This is a genomic window from Sulfurovum sp. TSL1 (genome assembly GCF_019972135.1).
GTDB lineage: Bacteria > Campylobacterota > Campylobacteria > Campylobacterales > Sulfurovaceae > Sulfurovum.
On record NZ_BPFI01000001.1, the window covers coordinates 1175492 to 1195290 of the forward strand.

A 19799-nucleotide genomic window follows, 5' to 3' on the forward strand; every position below is an offset into this window, starting at 1 on the left:
TAATTCTGTAATTGTAGCAAAGTATGAAGAAAATATGATTAAATCTGAGTCACAAAGTAGTCTATTATGTCCATATAAGCTATAGATAGATACTATGTTAGGTATAATATCTAAGGCTAAACTCATTGTGAAGTGAGGACAGAAAGTGATGGGTCTCAATGTAGATTGCCAGACTGCCAAATGTATTTGATCTGCATTTGTACTTCCTTTTGTCCTAATAAGACTTTTAATGCAACCTATCTATTGTTTATGGAGAGAAAATGGGAAAAACAATTAAAAACACTATTAACGGAAAAGAAATCACAAAACCAGATCCGGTAGATGTAGAAGTGCCGTTTGACGGTGGTGTGATGATCACAGAAACAGACCCGGCAGGTATCATCACTTATGCCAACCGTAAATTTCGTGAACTTACCGGTTATACAAAAGAAGAACTCATCGGATCTCCACACAGTATAAACAGACACCCAGATATGCCAAAAGCTGCATTTAAAGGGTTATGGGAAACCATCAAAGGTGGAAACTATTGGGAAGGGTTTGTCAAAAATATGACAAGTGAAGGCAAATATTACAATGTTGTTGTATGGATCAAGCCTAAATTGGATGATGACGGCAATGTCATCGGATATATTGCAGGAAGAAAGATCCCTGATAAAGACCTCATGCAAAGAGCTTTCGACAAATACAAGGTCATGAAGAATGATGAAATGTAGTTAATGGGCCTAACCCATTAACCAAAAAGTATATACAATACTATAACGCTTTTTTTGCTTCCTGCAATGCTTCGATCACTGCATCGATATTTGCTTTAGGAATATGCACTTTCCAGTCCGGTTCTTCAGCACCTGCCTGCAGTGAAATACCGATACTTGCTACACTTTCACTCTTTGGACCATACGGTTCTTTTACTGTGGTCACTGTGATCTTCCCATCTTTTGTACCACTCAAACCCATTTCATCTATTTTTGTGACTGTTCCGCTCATCTATACTCCTTTAAATTTTGATATCAATGATTATAGTACAATGACTTAACTATTTTTTACCTTTGAGCAAACCCATCATTTTGGCCTGCAAACGCAACCACATTTTATGATCAATAGCAGGAAACCCTGCATAGGTCTTACCACCTTCAAGAGATTTGGTGACACCACCTTTTCCTGCAATGGTTGCAAAAGCACCCACTTTCAAGTGTCCTGCAGTGGCACTCTGTCCGCCCATGACCACATTTCTGCCTAACGTCGTCGAACCTGCAAGACCCACTTGTGCAGCACAAAGTGTATGCTCTCCTACATCACAGTTATGTGCGATCTGTATCAGATTATCCAGTTTGGTACCTTTACGTATATAGGTGGTACCAAATACGGCTCTGTCTATGGCACAGTTTGCACCGATCTCTACATTATCTTCTACCACCACATTACCATTCTGATAGATCTTCACATGCTCACCAAGCTTTGTATGCGCAAATCCGTACCCGTCACAACCGATCACCGTACCGCTATGAATGATACACTCAGCGCCGATCTGTGTATGATGATACAAGGTCACATTGGGATGCAGAAGTGTCCCTGAACCAACAGTCACATTGTCTCCGAGATAACACCCCGGTAAGATGGTCACATGATCTCCAAGTGTCACATTCTTACCAAAAGAGACGCTTGTATCTATATCGCAACCTTTACCCATAGCAGGCTGTGATGTCTCACTCCCCATTTTATGTGCAAAGAACTTAGAGGCCAGTGCCAGTTTAAGATATGCCTCATCCGTAATCAATGCGATCGTTCCGGAAGGCAGTAATCCTGCATGCTTTTCATCGATCAACACCGCAGCAGCCTTGGTCTCTGCCAATTGTGAAGCATATTTACTGTCTGTAAAAAAACTGAGTTGTGTGGAAGTCGCCTCACTTAAGGTATGTATCCCTTCGATAGTGATATCTTCACCATGAAAATCTACACCGATATGTGCTGTGATCTGAGAGAGTGGGTAAGTCATAAAGTGGTCCTTTTAACTTAAAGTAGATGTCACTTTCCTGTAAGGAGAGTGACAGAAGTAAAATGGTTTCTATCTTTCTATAGCTACAACACCGCCACGTACAACTTCATAAGGGTTGTAACGCTGCGCTGCTTCTATAAAATGCTGTATACGTATAGGTTCATCTGCAACCATGGCAATGATCATCTCTTTACCCACATTTGCGATACCACCGTTATATGCGGCACATAATGCTCCGATGTCACTTAAGTGCTCGGTAATAGGGAACTTCACCAAGACCATCTCTTTTTCAACCATCTCTTCATGCTCGATCACCTTATAGACGGGTATGAGCTTATGCAGTTGCTTGGTGATCTGTTCCATCACTTTAGTAGAACCGTTCGTTTCGATCGTAATATGTGACATATCACTGTCTGGTATGGGTGCCACAGTGAGTGATGCGATGTTATAGCCACGTGCTGCAAAAAGTGATGTGACACGTGCAAGAACAGAACTTTCATTCAATACGATAACAGAAATAACACGTCTTTCATTCATAGAATTTTCCATTATTTCTCTCCTTTTTGCGGTAACATCATATTGAAGAGTGCACCGCCGGCCGGTACCATAGGAAGTACATCTTCAAAACGGTTCACGGCAACATTCATGAAACACACCTTATCTTGTGCTATTGCATCTTTGATCGCTGCATCAAACTCTTCTTTGGTAGTCACGTCATACCCTATTCCGCCACACGCCTCAGCCAGTGCTTTCCAGTTCGGTTGGAATGTCAAGTCTGTCTCGGAGTAGCGCTTTTCATAGAAGAACGTCTGCCACTGTCTAACCATTCCCAGGAAGTGGTTATTGAGTATAAGATTGATGACCGGTATTTTGTACTCTGCCGCCGTCACCAGTTCTTGCATATTCATCAGGATCGAACCGTCACCTGTGATATTGATAACCGTTTTATCGGGGAAGGCTCTTTTTGCACCGATGGCTGCAGGGAAACCAAAGCCCATCGTTCCCAATCCACCGGAATTGATCCACTGGCGTGGTCTATCGAACGGATAATGCTGCGCTGCCCACATTTGGTGTTGCCCGACATCTGAAGTGATGATGGCATTTTCACCTACCAGTTCACCGATACGTTCTATAGCCCATTGCGGCTTGATGACCTCATCAGAATCAACATAAGATTGAGGGTGCAGCTCATCATAACGCTTCAATATCTCTCTCCATGCCTGGAATCTGTCTGTATCTATTCCATCAAGAAGCGGTAACATCTCTTCAAGAACCTGACTGACATCACCTACGATAGGATAGTCAACATCCACAAGTTTACCGATATTCGCTGCATCAATGTCTACATGAATAATATCTGCATATTTTGCAAACTCGGAAAGTTTACCTGTTACCCTGTCATCAAATCTCGCACCAAGAGAGATCACCAGGTCTGTCTCTGACATTGCCATATTGGATGCATAATTCCCATGCATCCCCAGCATACCAAGAAGCAATGGATTTTTGGCACCCATTACACCTCTTGCCATCAATGTTTCAACGGTAGGGATCTGCGTTTTTTCTGCCAGCTTACGTACAAGATCACTCGCGTTTGAAAGTACCACACCACCCCCGATGTAAAGCAAAGGTTTTTTTGCTTTTTTCATCGCTTCTACAGCTTTTTCTATCTGCTTTTTGTTTCCTTTGTATGTCGGTTTATACGTAGGAATATTGACAGAATCAGGGTAGACAAACTCACCGATATCTACAGTAATATCTTTAGGAATGTCGATAAGCACCGGTCCCGGTCGTCCAGAACGCGCAATATAAAATGCTTCTTTCAACAAACGAGGCAGTTCTTCCAATGAACGTACCAAAAAGTTATGTTTTGTACAGGGTCTGGATATACCTACAGCATCTATCTCTTGAAACCCATCTGTACCGATAAGCGACAAAGGCACCTGCCCGGAGATCACGACCATAGGAATTGAATCCATATAAGCTGTAGCCAGTCCAGTGACGGCGTTTGTAAATCCTGGTCCACTGGTTACCATCGCAACACCCACTTCACCTGTAGCTCTTGCATAACCATCTGCTGCATGAACAGCTGCCTGTTCGTGACGGTTCAAGATATGCTCAAACCCTTCTTGTTTGTAAATTTCATCATAAACGTGCATGATCGCACCGCCCGGGTAACCAAATACGGTCTTAACACCCTCAGCGATAATCGCTTCACACACCATTTGTGCACCACTCATCTGCATGGTCTACACTCCATTTAAATTTTTTTTGATTATATCTAAAAAAGATTAGAGTTTAATGGGCCTGATGCCCGCAAGCTTCTATGGCCACTCCCTCGCGTAAGCCATCATCTATCACGATACAGCTTTCAAACCCCAATAATCTGAAGAGTTGTTTGTAGATAAGGATACCTGCTGCTATGAGATCAGAACGTCCCGTACCTACAGCGATCTCTCTCTCTTCAAATGGCATGGAGAGTAATTCTTTCAAGTAAAAATCCAACTCCTCTATTGCAAGAGAAGTACCGTTGATCTTTGATGCATCATAGGTTTCATAATTTTGTCCGAGTTTCATGGCTGCAACGGTCGTAGGTGTCCCGGCTGTGGCTACGAAAGCATTGACCTTGCTTTTACTATGATAAAGATTCTCACAAAATCGTTGCATCTCAGCCATCTCTTTAGGAAGGACTTTCTCTATTTTTTCCAACGTTTCATAGGTTTGTGCAATGGTCACGATCCCTAAAGGAAAACTTTTAGAAACCGTTTCATCTCCATAATGGAAGATAAGTTCGGTAGAACCTCCACCTATATCAATCAGTACAAAGCTCTCCGAAGTATCCTGTAATGTGGAGAGTCTGTGTCTTACCGCGAGTAGAGTGAGTCTTGCTTCTTCTTCACCGGAGATGATATCAAAGTGCACACCTGTCTCTTTTTTGATCCGGGAAAGCACTTCATCCGAGTTCACTGCTCTGCGTACAGCTTCCGTTGTCACGGCTCTTACCAAAGATGAGGAAAAATCGATCTGCTCTTGTGCTTCCTGTATGGCTGAGATGACCTTTTTTACAGCCTCGTCATTGATCACCCCATACTGAGCCAGACCATCTGCCGTCTTCACGACCTTTTCAAATTCAGCTGTATGTCTGCCTGTGCTACACTCATACTCCAATACACGTAAAGTATTTGAACCTAGATCTATCGCTATCATTAATGTTCTTCTTTAAAAGAAAACCCACCCTCTTTGAGTTGCTCTCTTATCTGTTCCTGATGCTCCACACCTTTGGTTTCCAAGGAGACAGAGACATGTGCATCACCGAATTCCAGATCTATAGAGGTTCTGTCATACCCTATCTGAACGATGTTCGCACCTACTCTTGTCAGTATCTCGGTCAATGCCTGTAAAGCCCCCGGTTTGTCTACCAGCGTAACAAGCAGTTTCATCTTACGTGCAGACTTCATCAGTCCTTTTTCAATGATAAGAGAAAGCATTGTCACATCTATGTTTCCTCCACTGAGTACGACAGCTACTTTTGACCCTTTAGGCAAGTCTATCTTTCCATGTAGAAGTGCAGCAACACCTACGGCACCTGCCCCCTCTACCAACACTTTTTGTTTTTCCAATAAAAAGAGTATGGCAGCAGCGATCTCATCTTCGCCTACTGTCTCAAAAACATCCACATTTTTGAGAATATACTCTAAAGTGATCGGGGAAGTATCTCTAACTGCGATACCATCAGCGATCGTCCTTACAGAAGTCGTATCTATAGGTGTTTTTGCATCGTAAGACTGTTTCATTGCAGGTGCTCCTGCTGAAGAGATACCGATGATCTTACACTTAGGATTCAGTGCTTTACTTGCCACAGACATACCTGAGATAAGTCCACCTCCACCAACGCATACAACCATAGCATCAAGATCTTTTATATCCTCAATGATCTCAAGTGCAACTGTACCTTGACCTGCCATAACTTCTTCATCTTCAAAAGGGTGTACAAATGTATAGTTGTTCTTTTCCCCGAATTTTACGGCATAGGCATAGGCTTCATCATAGTTAGACCCATGAAGTATCACATTGGCACCCAGCTCTTTCACTCCCATGACTTTGGTAAGCGGTGTGGATTCCGGCATGACAATGGTGGCTTCGATACCAAAATGTTTTGCTGAAAAAGCTACACCCTGTGCATGGTTACCTGCAGAGGAAGCGACAACGCCACCTTTGTCACCCGCTTCTATCAAAGAAGCAATTTTATTAAAAGCTCCTCTAAGTTTAAACGCACCGGTACGTTGAAGGTTCTCTTTTTTAAGGTACACCTCATAGCCGCTCATTTGGCTTAAAATAGGAGCATAAGAGAAGGGCGTTCGATGCACAACATCCGATACTCTTTCATAGGCTTTTTGGATACTTTTTAAGTCTAACATTATCTTTCCTAGCTATTATATTGTCAGAAGTATATCAGAATAAGGATAAAGCATGGAATGCGAACTGCCACGCGTCAATAGTAGCTGTGAAGAGATGAAGAAATATTTTGAAGAAGCCAAAACCATAGCTGTGATAGGGGCATCACCAAAAACAAACAAAGCGAGCAATCATGTAGCCCACTACTTACAGAAAGTAGGCTACAAAATGATACCTGTCTATCCGAAAGGCGACACCATTTTAGGAGAAAAGGTCTATAGAAGTCTTACTGAGATAGACGAACCTGTCGATATGGTCATCGTTTTTAGAAAACCTGCTGCACTGGATGCTATTGCGGATGAAGTCATAGCCCGTGGTGATGTGAAGACCTACTGGACACAACTTGAACTTATTAACAATGAGGCAGCGCAAAGAGTCAAAGACGCAGGTATCAATGTCGTACAGAACTACTGTGCAATGGTCGAACACAGAAAGCTATTTAAACACACATGAAAAAGATACTTTTAATTACACTGACTTTACTTGGTACAGCGACACTGCAGGCAGAGCTTTTCACAGACCATTTTGAAAATGGTGTGGTCAAATCACAGATCGAATATCTCAAAGGCACAAGAACAGAGACTGCAGAGGGTGTCAAAGACGGACTTGAAAAGGTCTATTATAATACAGGTCAACTGGCATTTGTAGTGAAGAACGTTCAAGGGGTAAGAGAGGGCCCGCTCAATTGGTATGACAGAGAAGGAAACCATCTTGAAGTGATCCATTATCAAAAAGGTAAACGTCATGGTATGAATAAAATATTTTATGCTGACGGGACACTGCGTATAGAGGTCAATTATGTCAATGATGAAAAAGAGGGTCCCGAGAAATACTACTTCAGTACAGGCAAACTCGCCTCTGAAGTCATTTTTAAAAATGGTAAAAAAGAAGGCTTACAAAAAGAATACAATGAAGACGGGACTCTCAACAATGATGTCATGTATAAACATGGATATAAAGAGGGTAAAAGACGGTGGTATGACAAAGAGGGAAAAGTGATCAGAACGGAACTTTATAAAATGGACAGACCTGTCAATCTCATGAAGAAAATTCAGGCTAAAAAACCGGATGCGACCATAGAAGCACTTCACGGTTTAGACTTCAATCCTAACAACAGAAAGGTTAAATAGTCAAAGACGCATAAATTCGACTCTATATATGATGCGAAGGTACACTGTACCAATCAAATGTACCTTCCAAATATGCTTTATTCTATAGCAATAAAAAGTCCATTTAATCAGAGGGATAAATACACATTTTTCTCTCTATATTGACGTACTTATTACCTCATTAAAACCCCATATTTTCGCATATATCCATAAAAATTATAATAACTATTCTTACAGATAATAATAATCTTTAATTATGTTAAATATATTATTATTTTTATAATTTTAAAGAAAACTTAACAATTTTAATGTAAAAATTTATGGTAATCAAATTTAAAAGGAGACTAAAATGATTTCAAAAATTGTAAAAAGCACAGTAGCCTTGTCACTTCTTACCACTGCTGCTTTTTCTGCCGCTGACTATGACAAAACCCCGCCGTTTTCGATGGATAAATTGGAGGCAGTAAAAATAAAAGGGAAAACTGCCTTTCAACCAAAAGCAGACTATAGCATGTTTGTCAACTACGAACTTGGTATGCACTGTGTTGGTTTTGATATGAGCTACTGTTGTGTCATTCCACCATACAACTCTATCCAATCACAAGCGATCAAAGTCGGAAAAGGAAGCAGCCTTCCTAAGCTCATGACACCGGATGATAATGTAAAACTTTTTGCCTACACCAGAGACAACTCATTCTCTGAGGGTAACAAGATGAAGTACTGGACAGTACCTAAAGATGCCGATGGGGATGGCCACTTGGACAGTCCGGGTGATAATGTCGCAAACTATGTATGGTCGCATCTCTTTATCTATAAAGACCTTGAAGGTACGATGCCTCCTGGTGCAACAGAAAAAGACAGACTTAGAGTAGGTCGTCAGATCCAGGTAAAAGTGGACCATGGTCCTTCAGGTGCGCCTATGACCGGGTATATGTCCTATGCCGGTAAAGACGGTGGTAACGTGGTGATGACCGATACCCTCGTACCTCCGGTGAAAGATGTTAAACTTGTCCTTACAGCTTCGCACTTATGGGATGCACTCGGTCTTCCTTTGACTGCGTTTAATGACAGTACAAGAAAAGGTTCACTGCGTACAATAACAGAAAGAGATTTCCAGCCATTCCAGTACTCCACAGTTGAACTTCACACGGGTGATGGGAAACAGGTGAAACAACCCGATGGAACTGCCGTTTCTTACTTTGGTACCAACCCTGTAGATATCCCTAACTGTTATGCTTGTCACTCACGTACCGGTAAAGCAGCTCAAATGGCCAGAGATGAAGGTTTGACCCAAGGAGATGAAGAGTACAACTATTGGAAATCATACCCTGATACATCCGAGTATATGGCGAGACTTTCAGAGGGTTCTATCAACATCCTTGCACTTCACGATAAGCATCATGGTACGACATTCCTCTCTGACTATCGTAATGATGCACCTGCACAGCGTTTAGGTAAAGTCGGTTTTGTGAATTGTACGGACTGTCATGGTGATAACGTTTCTGGGAACCTTCAAGAGCCTAGAGTCACTGCCATGGGTTATAAAACAGTGAAAGCAAAACCGCTTTCAGAAGCGGTGCACGGATTCCACCTAGCCATGGTACCTATGCCTGATGCTGCAGGAAGATCACAATCATGTCAATCCTGTCACCCGACACACTTCCAAAACCCTAGTATGAATGATGACACGAACCCGTTCCGTGTGACAGACAGATATGGTGAAGCAAGATTCTCTAAAGGTGATATCAGAAATTCCGGCGGTGGTTGTTATGTCAGACGTGATGCGCACTCCAACCCGAATGCAAAACCTCCGTTCTTCCTTAATGCTTATGGTAAATGGCAGCTTGAGAACGTTGCAACCAAAGATGAACACGGAAAAGATGCCGGTAAACTTCTAGGTCTATACTGTACGAACTGTCACACGAAAGTAGCGCAAGCGCTTTATGCTGCGGATGACTTGACCAATGATTCCAAACAAGAGGGGAAAACACTTAGAAACAAATCTCTTAAAGAAATGGTAGCAGGTATCACAGGTGGAGACATGAAGAAGTTTGCTTCTTGGGCAGACCCTAAATCAACTGGTGAGAAGAATGAAGTCCTCAGTTACTATGCAGATCACAAATCAGCAACATTGGTTAAAAATGTGGGAGAAGGATTGAAACTGGATCTCAAGCCTTGGAACCATAAAACAGGTGAAGATGTACCGTATTCAGCAGCCTCTGCCGGTAATGACTGGTGGTTGGCAGCTTCTGAACCTCACTGTGCGGATTGTCACTTGGCACCGTTTGTTGAGCAAGATACCGGTGGTAAATACTTCCCGATCGATCAGCCTAACAAGTATTCACTCTATAGATACTCTAAAGCACATGGGAACCTTGCATGTCAGACATGTCATGAGTCGACACATGGTCTTTACTCAACACGATATGACGGTGATGAAAGATCTGTAGATGTGACAACACACCAGCAAGCACTTCAGTATAGTCCTGATGGTAAATATACCGGACCGGTGACCTGTACGGCATGTCACACGGTCAATAATAATGGTGTACCGGTGCAACTGGAGGGTACGGAGTATGCAAATGACTATTGGGCTTCAGTGACATTGGCTCACTTCATGAGAGAGGGAGACCAAAAACTTTCAGTCAAAGAACTGGTGAAAAAATACCCTTATAAAAAATCTGCACAGATCGTGAAAGACGGTTGGAAGTAATGCCAACCCTCTTTGAACTTACTATCTTCATAGTAAGTTCCTTTTCCCTTCTTCATTGAAGGGTTTTTTCTATATTCTTTTTTTCTATCCCTATACTTCACTCTTTATCACTATTTTTTGAGTTCTATCATAATATTACGGGTATAGATGATAAATCCAAAAAGTTGCCCCAGAAGCAAAACAGGATCTTTTCTGAAAACAGCATAACTTAATATCATCAGTGAACCGGTGAGACTTAGCATCCAAAAACCAAATGGAAGATGGGATCTTTTCATCCGTTCAGAGTAGATCCATTGATAGACAAATCTGAAGGTAAATAGAATTTGTCCTATGCTCCCCCAGAGCAAAAGAAACAACGGGATATCCTCATTTTTAAAGAGACGGTGCATCTCGATCTCGTTATTGTTGTATGCATAAAGAACGATGAGTGCAGGGAAAATCCATAAAAAGATCTGCAACACAGAGGGGAGCTTTCTCCAGGATCCTTGAAGCTGCATATTTCTTATATAGATAAAATAGGTGATCGATTGCCCCAACATGATGGCAAAGTCATCACGCAACCATCCATAGATAAATAATAAAAAAGAGGCCATAAGGCTCAATTCCCAAAAAAGTTCAGGGGTGAGTACCTTTTTCACTTTTTCTGACTGTATCCATTGCACAAGCAGACGTGCCGAAAAAAGAATTTGTGCACTGAATCCTATAACATAGACAAAAAGTCCATACGAGAGCCATCCACTACTCATACACTAGGGGTACTCTCTTCAACTTTATAGGTAATATATCTGCTTTTCATCCAACGGTAGGCAAAGGCATCCTGAAGAGGCTTGATGGAACGGTTAAAGATATTGAATTTTGATACCCCTGCGGTGCGTTCAAAATGTTGAACGTTTTTTTGCTGTATCTTGCCGCCTTGAAGTTTGATCAAAGCAGGAATAAAACGATGCATCCCGTCAAAAAAAGGTATTTTTTTTGCCACATCTGCTTTCATTATCTTAAGGGGGCATCCGGTATCGATCACGCCATCATCGATCAAAGCGCGTCTGATAGAGTTGGCAAAAGAGGATTGTACTTTCTTGCTTAACGTGTCTTTTCGTTTACCTCTAAATCCAATAACCGCTTCATACTGGTCTATCTCTTCAAGCAGTAGGTCAAAGTCAAACGGTGTGGTTTGCAGATCCGCATCGATATAGCCTACAAGCTCTGTACCGCAAACATCGATCCCTGCTTTAATAGCCGTACTCAATCCATAGTTTTTATCGAATTTGATATAGCTGAAATCATCTTTTTTACAAATATCCATTATTTTTTCAAAACTGCCGTCCGTAGAGCCGTCATCCACAAATATCACTTTACTTTTCGTGTCACTTTGAGCAAAATACTCTGTAAAAACAGCCTCTATCCTATCTAAATTGTCCACCTCATTGTAGACAGGTACAATGATACTCATTCTATAGTTATTTTTCATATCATACTATTTCCATATGTTTTTTGATGTAGATTCCCACTATTATAACGTACAATAATATAAAAGCTTCAAGGGTTTTACAAGCATGCTTTTTACTACAGGGTCATACAATATTCGAATAGATCTTTCCGCAGGAAACAGATAAAATTTCATATATTGAAAATGAGGTTAAAGAGAATAAGGATATACTTACCGTCAAATATCCCCATCATACGTTTTACACGCAAGAAAGAGTTCATTCTATCTGCAGAAGTGAAGACGATATTTTATTTGATTTCTATCTATAGTGAAGGAAAAAAGTACAAGTCATGATGAAACATCTCTCTATTCCCTTTTTCATACTCATTCTGATAACCGCTATTGGCATCTATTTTCGTCCTATTTGGATCATCGATGAAACACGTTATCTCAGTGTCGCATGGGAGATGTGGGATAAAGGCTCCTTTTTGGTTCCACTGCTCAATGGTGAGCCTTACCCCCATAAACCTCCATTTATATTTTGGTTGGTACATGTAAACTGGTTACTTTGGGGGGTGAATGAAACCACTGTACGCTTCATCCCTATGCTATTTGGTTTTGGGACGCTCGTTCTGGCCTATAGACTCTATCTTACGCTCTGGAAAGATGATGTTCAAGGTGCGCAAAATACCCTTCTGATCCTGGCAGGTACCCTGATATTCACTTTTTATAATTCACTGTTTATGTTTGATATCATACTGACATTTTGGGTATTTGTCGGTGTTTTGGGTATCGTGCAGGCTGTACAGAAACAGACATTTCTTCCATTTTTCCTTATCTCACTCTCATTTGGCTTTGGCATACTGACCAAAGGACCGGTTATTTTAGTACACCTTCTGCCACTTTTACTGCTTGCACCCTATTGGAGTGCACAAAACATAGATAAACGTATTTATGTGAAATTTTTCTTGGCATTTTTAGGGGGTGCTGCCATTGCACTTTCCTGGGCGATCCCGGCAGGTATTGCCGGCGGTGAAGCCTATCAACATGCTATCTTTTGGGGCCAGACAGCTGACAGGATGGTGAACTCTTTTGCACACCAAAGGGCGATCTGGTGGTATCTTGCGCTGTTGCCATTATTACTTTTCCCATGGTCATTCCATAAAGTATTTTATACGTCACTTAAAAAGACAACTATGGATCACGGGTTGAAAATGCTGTTGGTCTGGATGCTATCTGCACTGCTTGTATTTTCATTCATCAGCGGTAAGCAGGTACATTATCTCCTGCCTGAAATTGCTGCATTCTCCCTTTTTTGTGCAAGGGTCCTCACGACTGCTGCTCCTAACATGAAAGGCTATACAAAGTCTCTAGGGTATACCTATCTCTTCTTTGCGATCGTATTTGCCATTGCACCTTTTGTTGCACCGAAATCCATCACATTTCCTGTGGACAGCACTGCTTTTTTACTCTCAGCATTTTTGCTGTTTATTCTTGGACTTTATCTTGTAAAAAAGCATTTTACACTGAAACACGATGCCATAAAGGTCATGGCTTTAAGTATCATAGTGGCTGTTTTCGCAGTGCATTTTGCCATTCACAACTTTTTAGCCGCACAGGATATTTCCAGCTTTTCACAAAAAATTTCTTCTTTGCAGCAACAAGGTATACCGGTAGCACAGGATAAAAAATACCATGACCAGTTTCATTTTTTAGGCAGACTTCATGATCCTATCATCGTCTTAAAAGGTAAAGAGAAGATCGCTACGTTCATAGAGGAGCATCCTGATGGCATGATCATTACCTACCGCAAGAAAAAGCATATGCATAAGATAGATCAAGATCTCATCACGGACAAGACAAGCTTCAAAGGCAAATACGCCATCCTCGTCAAAGCAGATCTGTACAACAAACTAGATCGTATACCCTAAGATCACACTGACCTCTTCTTCAAAAATACGCCGCTTTCCACATGCTCCGTATGCGGGAACTGGTCAAACATCGCTGCTTCAAGCACCTCATGTGTTTCTGACAGTGTTACAAGATCTCTGGCAAGTGTTTCAGGGTTACATGAGATATAGATAATATTTTCTATATGTGAAATAAGTGCTATGGTTCCCTCATCCAATCCTGCTCTTGGCGGATCTACCAGTACCGTACTGAAGTTATAACTTTCCAGATCTATCCCCTTCAGTCTGGAAAACGCTCTTGCACCATTCAAAGCCTCTGTCATCTCTTCTGATGCCAGTCTTGCGAAAGTGATATTTTCAATAGCATTGAGCGCACAATTTTCGAGTGCCGCATGAATGGATCGTTTACTGATCTCCGTAGCCAACACTTTATCAAAGTAAGATGAGAGAGGAAGTGTAAAATTCCCCAGACCGCAGTAGCTCTCTAAGAAATCCCCGGACCCTACCCTTTTGGCTTGTTTGATTGCCCACTCTATCATCTTGACATTCACTGCAGGATTTGGCTGGGTAAAACCACTCTCATATTGCACATAGGTAAACGTTTTTCCGTCGATATCCAATGTTTCGCTTACAAACTCATCCGAAAGGATCACTTTTTGTTTACGGCTTCGTCCCATGATCTTACAGTTGAGCTCTGATTCAAGCGCTTTTGCCTCAGCACGCCACACATCATCGAGCTTTCTATGGTACAACATCGTGATAAGACATTCATCAGTGGTCGTTGCCAAAAACTCCACGGCAAAAAGACGCGCTTTTAACACTTCTGTAGAGGCATTGATCTTTTCAAGTAACTTCCACATACGCTTCTCTATGGGCTCTATGACCTTAGGACACTCTTCTATGATGATGGCACCTTTTTTCTCGATGTTACCCATCGCATAATCACACCTCTCTCCCTCATGCCAGATACGAAACTCCGCTCTGGCCCTGTAATGATCGGTAGGCGAATCAAAAACTTCCAGGTCCCCCTGATAAAAAGGGGCCAAAAGCCCGGAAACCCTCTGCTCTTTTTGCTTTAATTGTGCCTCATACCCGATCTCATAGAGTCCGCAGGACCCACAACTTCCAAAATGTTTACAGTTCAAACTTCATACCTTTAATTTGCATTGGATATAATCACAATAATAAAATATATCTGTAATTTTACCCAAAAGGTCCAAAATGTCTATAAGCGTTGTCATCCTCGCAGCAGGTCAAGGTACAAGAATGAAGTCCACGACCCCCAAAGTACTTCATGAAATCTCCGGAAAACCTATGCTATTCCATGCCATTGATGCAGCGCAAAAGATCTCTGATGACATCACGGTAGTACTCTACCACCAGGCAGCACGTATTCAAGAAGCCATAGAGGTACACTACAGCGGCATACATTTTCATATGCAGGATGCTGAACAGTTTCCCGGTACAGGCGGGGCCATGAAAGGTGTCAAAGTTGCACATTCCAAAGCATTGATACTCAATGGTGACATGCCGCTTGTCACCATGTCTGCTCTGGAGTCGCTCATGCAGGGAGATGCCGACATCAACATGTCTGTGATCAAACTGGACAACCCGACTGGTTATGGACGCGTGGTCATCAGCCAAGAGAAGGTCATAGAGATCGTGGAAGAGAAAGACTGTATTCCTGCACAAAAAGAGATACAGACTGTCAATGCGGGTGTCTACTGCGTGAAAAAAGAGTTACTGGAACGTTATATCCCTGTGCTAAGTAATGACAATGCCCAAAAAGAGTACTACCTCACGGACATCGTCAAAATGGCCGTAGATGATGGGAAGATCGTTCATCCTGTCATGGTAGAAGAAGAGGAGTTCAAAGGTGTGAACTCCAAGCTTGATCTTGCACATGCAGAAGAGATACTTCAAAGACGTATCAAAACAGCATGGATGAAAGCCGGTGTCTCTATGCGTTTGCCAGAAACCATTTACATTGATTCACGGGCCACGTTTGAAGGGGAATGTCTATTGGAGAACGGCGTAAGCATTCAGGGTGCTTCGCATATCATCGCGTCGCACATTAAAACACACTCTGTCATAGAAGATGCACATATAGAGAATTCTGATGTGGGGCCTATGGGAAGAGTAAGACCACATTCAAAACTTATCGACACGCATATCGGTAACTTTGTGGAAGTAAAGAAATCAACACTGACAGGGGTCAAAGCCGGACATCTCGCATACATTGGAGATGCAACCATAGAGGAAGGGTCTAACATCGGGGCAGGTGTCATTACCTGTAATTACGACGGAAAGCACAAATACCAAACCAAGATTGGTAAAAATGTCTTTGTGGGTTCAGATACACAGCTTGTTGCACCTGTGATCATAGAAGATGATGTGATGATAGCAGCTGGAAGTACCATCAACAAAAACGTAGCACAGGGTGAGCTTGCCATCTCAAGAGCGCCTATGAGAACTGTCAAAAATTTCTTTTATAAATTTTTTGGAGACAAATAGTATGCAAATTGATCTAAGCGGCAAATCTGTACTCATTGGTGTTACGGGCAGTATCTCAGCCTATAAAGCTTGTGATCTCGCACGTCTTTTTGTCAAATCAGGTGCTTCTGTACATGTTGTCATGAGTCCCTCTGCCGAGCGTTTTGTCTCAGCATTGACCTTTGAAGCGCTCACACGCAATGCTGTTTTAACTGAGAAGAGTGAATCCTGGGCCAGTGAGCTCAATCATATAGAGTTGGGGAAAAAGTGTGATGTGTTTATCATTGCTCCTGCAACAGCCAATACCATTAACAAAATCGCACAGGGTATTGCGGATAATATTTTAACCCAAACTGCACTGGCATTTAAAGACAAGATCCTCATCGCTCCTGCTGCCAATACACAGATGCTGGCAAAGACTGCTACATGCAATGCCCTGACCTTTTTACAGGAGAATGACTATACGATCATCAATCCTCAAGATAAACTCCTTGCCTGCGGAGATGTGGGAAGCGGAGCACTGGCAGAACCGACCGAGATATTTTTGGAAGTTGCCAAAGCATTATGCAGTGATCCATTTTGGGAAAACAGATCTGTCATTGTCACGGGTGGAGGCACACGCGAAAAACTGGATGAAGTACGCTATATATCAAACTTTTCCTCCGGGAAAATGGCAAAGTCACTCTGTCTCGCACTCTACTTGAGAGGTGCAGAGGTATCGTATATCTCTACAATGGGGTTTGATGACCTGCCCTCAGCCATTGCCACCATAGAAGCCCACGATGCACAGGATATTTTAGAGGCCACGCAGCACTCTATTCAAAAAGTCACTACAGACAGCCACAAGGTGAAAATGCCTTATTTGTTCATGGTAGCAGCCGTTGCAGACTTTACCCCCAAAGCGCCGCAAAGCGGGAAACTGAAGAAATCCATGCTTGGTGATACATGGAATATTGAACTCAAGCAGACTACCGATGTACTCGCATCTATCGATAAGAGTGCTATCAAAACCGTAGGTTTTAAAGCAGAAATGGATACACAAGAGGGGTTGAACAATGCCATCGCGCTTTTAGATAAAAAAGGGGTGGATGCAGTGTGTTATAACCTTTTGAAAGATGCCAAAAGTTTTGGCGGCAACGATAATGAAATCACCTTTATTACCAAAGAGGGACAAGTGGCTCTAGGACGTGCCGATAAACTCACGCTCTCCAATAAAATACTTGATGAATCCAAAAAGCTCATCCATGAAGAAGATCTCCATGTCTGAGAATTCAATCAAGCATCTTGCTATCATTATGGATGGTAATGGAAGATGGGCAAAAGAACGTGGTCTTAAACGTACGAAAGGACATGAGGCTGGTGCAGAGATCATTCGCGATATTACGACTTACTGCGCTGCACATAAAACTATAGAGACCGCTACGTTTTATGCTTTTAGCACCGAAAACTGGAAACGTCCCAAACTTGAAGTAGAGTTCCTCATGAAACTGCTTGACCGATACCTTCAAAAAGAACTGGAAACCTATCAATCGCATAATATCCGTTTTCAGGCGATCGGCAATATTGAAGCCTTTAGCAAATCTCTACAGGAACGTATCAGAAAAACGGAAGAACTCACCCAAAGCAATACCAGTCTTACACAGATACTGGCGTTAAATTATGGCGGACGTGCAGAAATAACCTCTGCAGTGAACAGCCTTATCTCAGAAGGCAAGAAAAGTGTCACAGAAGAGGATATCTCTGCAGCACTGCAGACACCATACAGCGATATAGATCTGCTTATCCGTACCAGCGGAGAAGAGCGTATTTCCAACTTTCTGTTGTGGCAGATCTCTTACAGTGAATTCTATTTCACTCCTACGCTCTGGCCTGATTTTTCAAGCGATGAGTTAAAGGAAATTATAGAAAATTTTGAACAACGTAACAGACGTTTTGGAGGTATTCAATGATAGAAACAGTTACAGGGATCATCGTTTTTATCTTTGGCATTATGATAGGATCGTTTTTAAATGTGGTCATCTACCGTATACCCAAAGGAGAAAGTATTGTTTTCCCTGCATCCAAATGCCAAAGCTGCCAAACCCCGCTGAAGTGGTACCATAATATCCCGCTCTTTTCATGGATGGCACTGGGTGGTCAATGCGGTTTTTGTAAAGAAAAAATATCCGTACAATACCCGGTCGTTGAATTCCTTACAGGTATTATCTTTCTGGCACTCTTCTTGAAATTAGGATTGGTCTGGTATCTCCCTTTTATTGCAGCTTCATTTGCTGCATTGTTTGCCCTTGTGATGATAGATTTCAAATATATGGCTGTCCCTGACAATGTGAACTTTGCAGCACTCATTTTTGCCCTTGTACAGCCTGAATTTCTCATGGCACTGTTCTACGCAGGCATCGCTGCTGGGGGACTCTACCTTATAGGCCTGTTCTCATCACTGATCGCAAGAAAACAGGCAATGGGTGGTGCAGATGTCATTGTTGCCGGAACGATGGGTGCACTGCTGGGATTCCCAAACTTTTTTGTCGCACTCTTCCTCTCTGCCTTGCTGGCCATGATACCTGCACTGATCTGGAGAGACAAGGGCGTTCCTTTCGTACCATTTTTGGCTTTAGCTACATTTATCGTGTATCTCTATGATAGACAAGCCACACAACTCTTGGAAACAATCATTTATGGTTAATGTAAAAGGCTATATATCATCAAACTTCACCAAGTCATTTTTGATGATATTCCTGCCATTTTTCATTATTATATCTCTCGTATTTTTTGTCAAAATATCGGCACTTACCTCCAAGATACAGATCAATTTTGCAGAATTGATACTCCTTTACAGTTATTCTGTGCCAGAGATTATTTTTTATACGATTCCCCTCTCTTTTGTCGCTGCCTTGGCAAATGTACTGATCAATCTCTCTCAAGGCAATGAACTCATCGCACTCTATGCGCTCGGACTGAAAGCAAAGAAGATACTCAGCAGTCTGCTGCTGTTGGGGTTTCTTTTTTCACTGCTCCTGGCCAGCATCTCTTTTCTGGCTATGCCACTCAGTAAACAGTTCTATAAGGCCTTCAAAGAAGAGAAGAGAGATGAAGCCAAACTGAACATCGTACCTGGGGAACTGGGTCAAAAGTTTGGGGACTATTATATGTATGTCAAAGAGAAAACAGGGGATACTTTTCAGGATGTCGTGATCTATAACCGTACCAATAAGGCAGATGAACAGTTCTTTGCATCCCAAACGGGTCAAATCAACAACTATGAAAATGTGTCTTCTCTGCTTCTCCATAAAGGGTATGGCTATACCTATGAAAAAACAAAGTTACAACAGGCAGAATACGAAACTATGGAAGTTTTTGACAGGTCACAAAGTAAAGGATTTGAATTTCAAAGTATCCTCTCTTATTGGAGTGAAGGAAAAGAAAGCGGAGAGAAGGTCATGCACAGGATCCTATTTTATATTTTCACAAGTCTCATTCCTTTTCTTTCGGTCTATCTTGTTGCTTCCTTTACCATGATCAACCCTCGTTATCAACAGAACCGTTCCTTTCTTACCATCTTTATCACTACACTCTTCTTCTATGTGATAGCATCTTCTTTAGAAAAGTGGGGTAATCCTCTTATATTGATCCTGACTATCGGTGTCGTTGCCATACTCGGTCAATGGCTCTTTAAAAAACGTGTAGCCAAGTACTTCTAATGGTT

At 42.0% G+C, this 19799-nt stretch carries 19 protein-coding genes and 1 riboswitch; of the genes, 10 read left to right on the top strand and 9 right to left on the bottom strand.

Translation table 11 applies throughout. The features are described from left to right. Window positions 1–105: 105 nt before the first annotated feature. Window positions 106–181, top strand: a riboswitch (cyclic di-GMP riboswitch). A 79-nt stretch (window positions 182–260) separates the two neighbouring features. Continuing rightward, window positions 261–713 (top strand): PAS domain-containing protein, encoded by a 453-nt coding sequence (locus LDM98_RS05760; RefSeq protein WP_223898382.1) that lies wholly within the window; start codon window positions 261–263, stop codon window positions 711–713. Window positions 714–753: 40 nt separating this feature from the next. Here the strand turns inward: LDM98_RS05760 and LDM98_RS05765 are convergent, their stop codons facing one another. The 6 genes from LDM98_RS05765 to ilvA all read right to left on the bottom strand — a co-directional run bounded on the left by LDM98_RS05765 (window position 754) and on the right by ilvA (window position 6408). Continuing rightward, window positions 754–984, bottom strand: a complete 231-nt coding sequence (locus LDM98_RS05765) for a hypothetical protein (protein ID WP_223898383.1) — start codon at window positions 982–984, stop codon at window positions 754–756. 49 nt (window positions 985–1033) lie between these two features. Beyond that, window positions 1034–1993 (bottom strand): UDP-3-O-(3-hydroxymyristoyl)glucosamine N-acyltransferase, encoded by a 960-nt coding sequence (gene lpxD / locus LDM98_RS05770; protein ID WP_223898384.1) that lies wholly within the window; start codon window positions 1991–1993, stop codon window positions 1034–1036. A gap of 69 nt (window positions 1994–2062) precedes the next feature. Next, on the bottom strand, window positions 2063–2542 hold the full coding sequence (gene ilvN / locus LDM98_RS05775; protein WP_223898385.1) for an acetolactate synthase small subunit: 480 nt from the start codon (window positions 2540–2542) through the stop codon (window positions 2063–2065). Further along, on the bottom strand, window positions 2542–4236 hold the full coding sequence (locus LDM98_RS05780; RefSeq protein ID WP_223898386.1) for an acetolactate synthase large subunit: 1695 nt from the start codon (window positions 4234–4236) through the stop codon (window positions 2542–2544). The genes ilvN and LDM98_RS05780 overlap by 1 nt, the downstream gene beginning before the upstream one ends. 52 nt (window positions 4237–4288) lie before the next feature. Beyond that, entirely contained in the window at window positions 4289–5197 is a 909-nt protein-coding gene (locus LDM98_RS05785) for a phosphatase (RefSeq protein WP_223898387.1), read from the bottom strand. Continuing rightward, a complete protein-coding gene (ilvA, locus tag LDM98_RS05790; RefSeq protein WP_223898388.1) occupies window positions 5197–6408 on the bottom strand; it encodes a threonine ammonia-lyase in 1212 nt (403 codons plus the stop codon). Before ilvA ends, LDM98_RS05785 begins: the two co-directional genes overlap by 1 nt. Window positions 6409–6460: 52 nt before the next feature. Between ilvA and LDM98_RS05795 the strand changes: the two genes are divergently transcribed. From LDM98_RS05795 to LDM98_RS05805, 3 genes are all read left to right on the top strand, one after another. Then, entirely contained in the window at window positions 6461–6898 is a 438-nt protein-coding gene (locus LDM98_RS05795) for a CoA-binding protein (protein WP_223898389.1), read from the top strand. After that, window positions 6895–7575: a toxin-antitoxin system YwqK family antitoxin gene (locus LDM98_RS05800; RefSeq protein ID WP_223898390.1), complete on the top strand. Its 681-nt coding sequence runs from the start codon at window positions 6895–6897 to the stop codon at window positions 7573–7575. The genes LDM98_RS05795 and LDM98_RS05800 overlap by 4 nt, the downstream gene beginning before the upstream one ends. 328 nt (window positions 7576–7903) lie before the next feature. Further along, on the top strand, window positions 7904–10267 hold the full coding sequence (locus LDM98_RS05805) for a hypothetical protein (RefSeq protein WP_223898391.1): 2364 nt from the start codon (window positions 7904–7906) through the stop codon (window positions 10265–10267). 110 nt (window positions 10268–10377) lie between these two features. On the opposite strand, the gene LDM98_RS05810 is transcribed toward LDM98_RS05805, so the two are convergent. Beyond that, window positions 10378–11013, bottom strand: coding sequence for a lipid-A-disaccharide synthase N-terminal domain-containing protein (locus tag LDM98_RS05810; RefSeq protein ID WP_223898392.1), 636 nt, complete (start codon window positions 11011–11013; stop codon window positions 10378–10380). Further along, a complete protein-coding gene (locus LDM98_RS05815) occupies window positions 11010–11735 on the bottom strand; it encodes a glycosyltransferase (protein WP_223898393.1) in 726 nt (241 codons plus the stop codon). Before LDM98_RS05815 ends, LDM98_RS05810 begins: the two co-directional genes overlap by 4 nt. Window positions 11736–12043: 308 nt before the next feature. Between LDM98_RS05815 and LDM98_RS05820 the strand changes: the two genes are divergently transcribed. Continuing rightward, window positions 12044–13624 carry a glycosyltransferase family 39 protein gene (locus LDM98_RS05820; RefSeq protein WP_223898394.1) on the top strand — a complete coding sequence of 527 codons (1581 nt, stop codon included), beginning with the start codon at window positions 12044–12046 and terminating at the stop codon, window positions 13622–13624. A gap of 2 nt (window positions 13625–13626) precedes the next feature. On the opposite strand, the gene trmA is transcribed toward LDM98_RS05820, so the two are convergent. Further along, window positions 13627–14748, bottom strand: a complete 1122-nt coding sequence (gene trmA / locus LDM98_RS05825) for a tRNA (uridine(54)-C5)-methyltransferase TrmA (protein WP_223898395.1) — start codon at window positions 14746–14748, stop codon at window positions 13627–13629. 76 nt (window positions 14749–14824) lie between these two features. Between trmA and glmU the strand changes: the two genes are divergently transcribed. Genes glmU through LDM98_RS05850 form a run of 5 tightly spaced genes read left to right on the top strand, consistent with a single transcriptional unit; the run spans window position 14825 to window position 19794 of the window. After that, on the top strand, window positions 14825–16117 hold the full coding sequence (gene glmU / locus LDM98_RS05830; RefSeq protein ID WP_223898396.1) for a bifunctional UDP-N-acetylglucosamine diphosphorylase/glucosamine-1-phosphate N-acetyltransferase GlmU: 1293 nt from the start codon (window positions 14825–14827) through the stop codon (window positions 16115–16117). A 1-nt stretch (window position 16118) separates the two neighbouring features. Further along, window positions 16119–17363: a bifunctional phosphopantothenoylcysteine decarboxylase/phosphopantothenate--cysteine ligase CoaBC gene (gene coaBC / locus LDM98_RS05835; protein WP_223898397.1), complete on the top strand. Its 1245-nt coding sequence runs from the start codon at window positions 16119–16121 to the stop codon at window positions 17361–17363. Continuing rightward, entirely contained in the window at window positions 17356–18045 is a 690-nt protein-coding gene (gene uppS, locus LDM98_RS05840) for a polyprenyl diphosphate synthase (protein WP_223898398.1), read from the top strand. The genes coaBC and uppS overlap by 8 nt, the downstream gene beginning before the upstream one ends. Next, window positions 18042–18779: an A24 family peptidase gene (locus tag LDM98_RS05845; protein ID WP_223898399.1), complete on the top strand. Its 738-nt coding sequence runs from the start codon at window positions 18042–18044 to the stop codon at window positions 18777–18779. The genes uppS and LDM98_RS05845 overlap by 4 nt, the downstream gene beginning before the upstream one ends. Beyond that, window positions 18772–19794 carry an LptF/LptG family permease gene (locus LDM98_RS05850; RefSeq protein ID WP_223898400.1) on the top strand — a complete coding sequence of 341 codons (1023 nt, stop codon included), beginning with the start codon at window positions 18772–18774 and terminating at the stop codon, window positions 19792–19794. Before LDM98_RS05845 ends, LDM98_RS05850 begins: the two co-directional genes overlap by 8 nt. The last annotated feature ends 5 nt before the right edge of the window (window positions 19795–19799 follow it).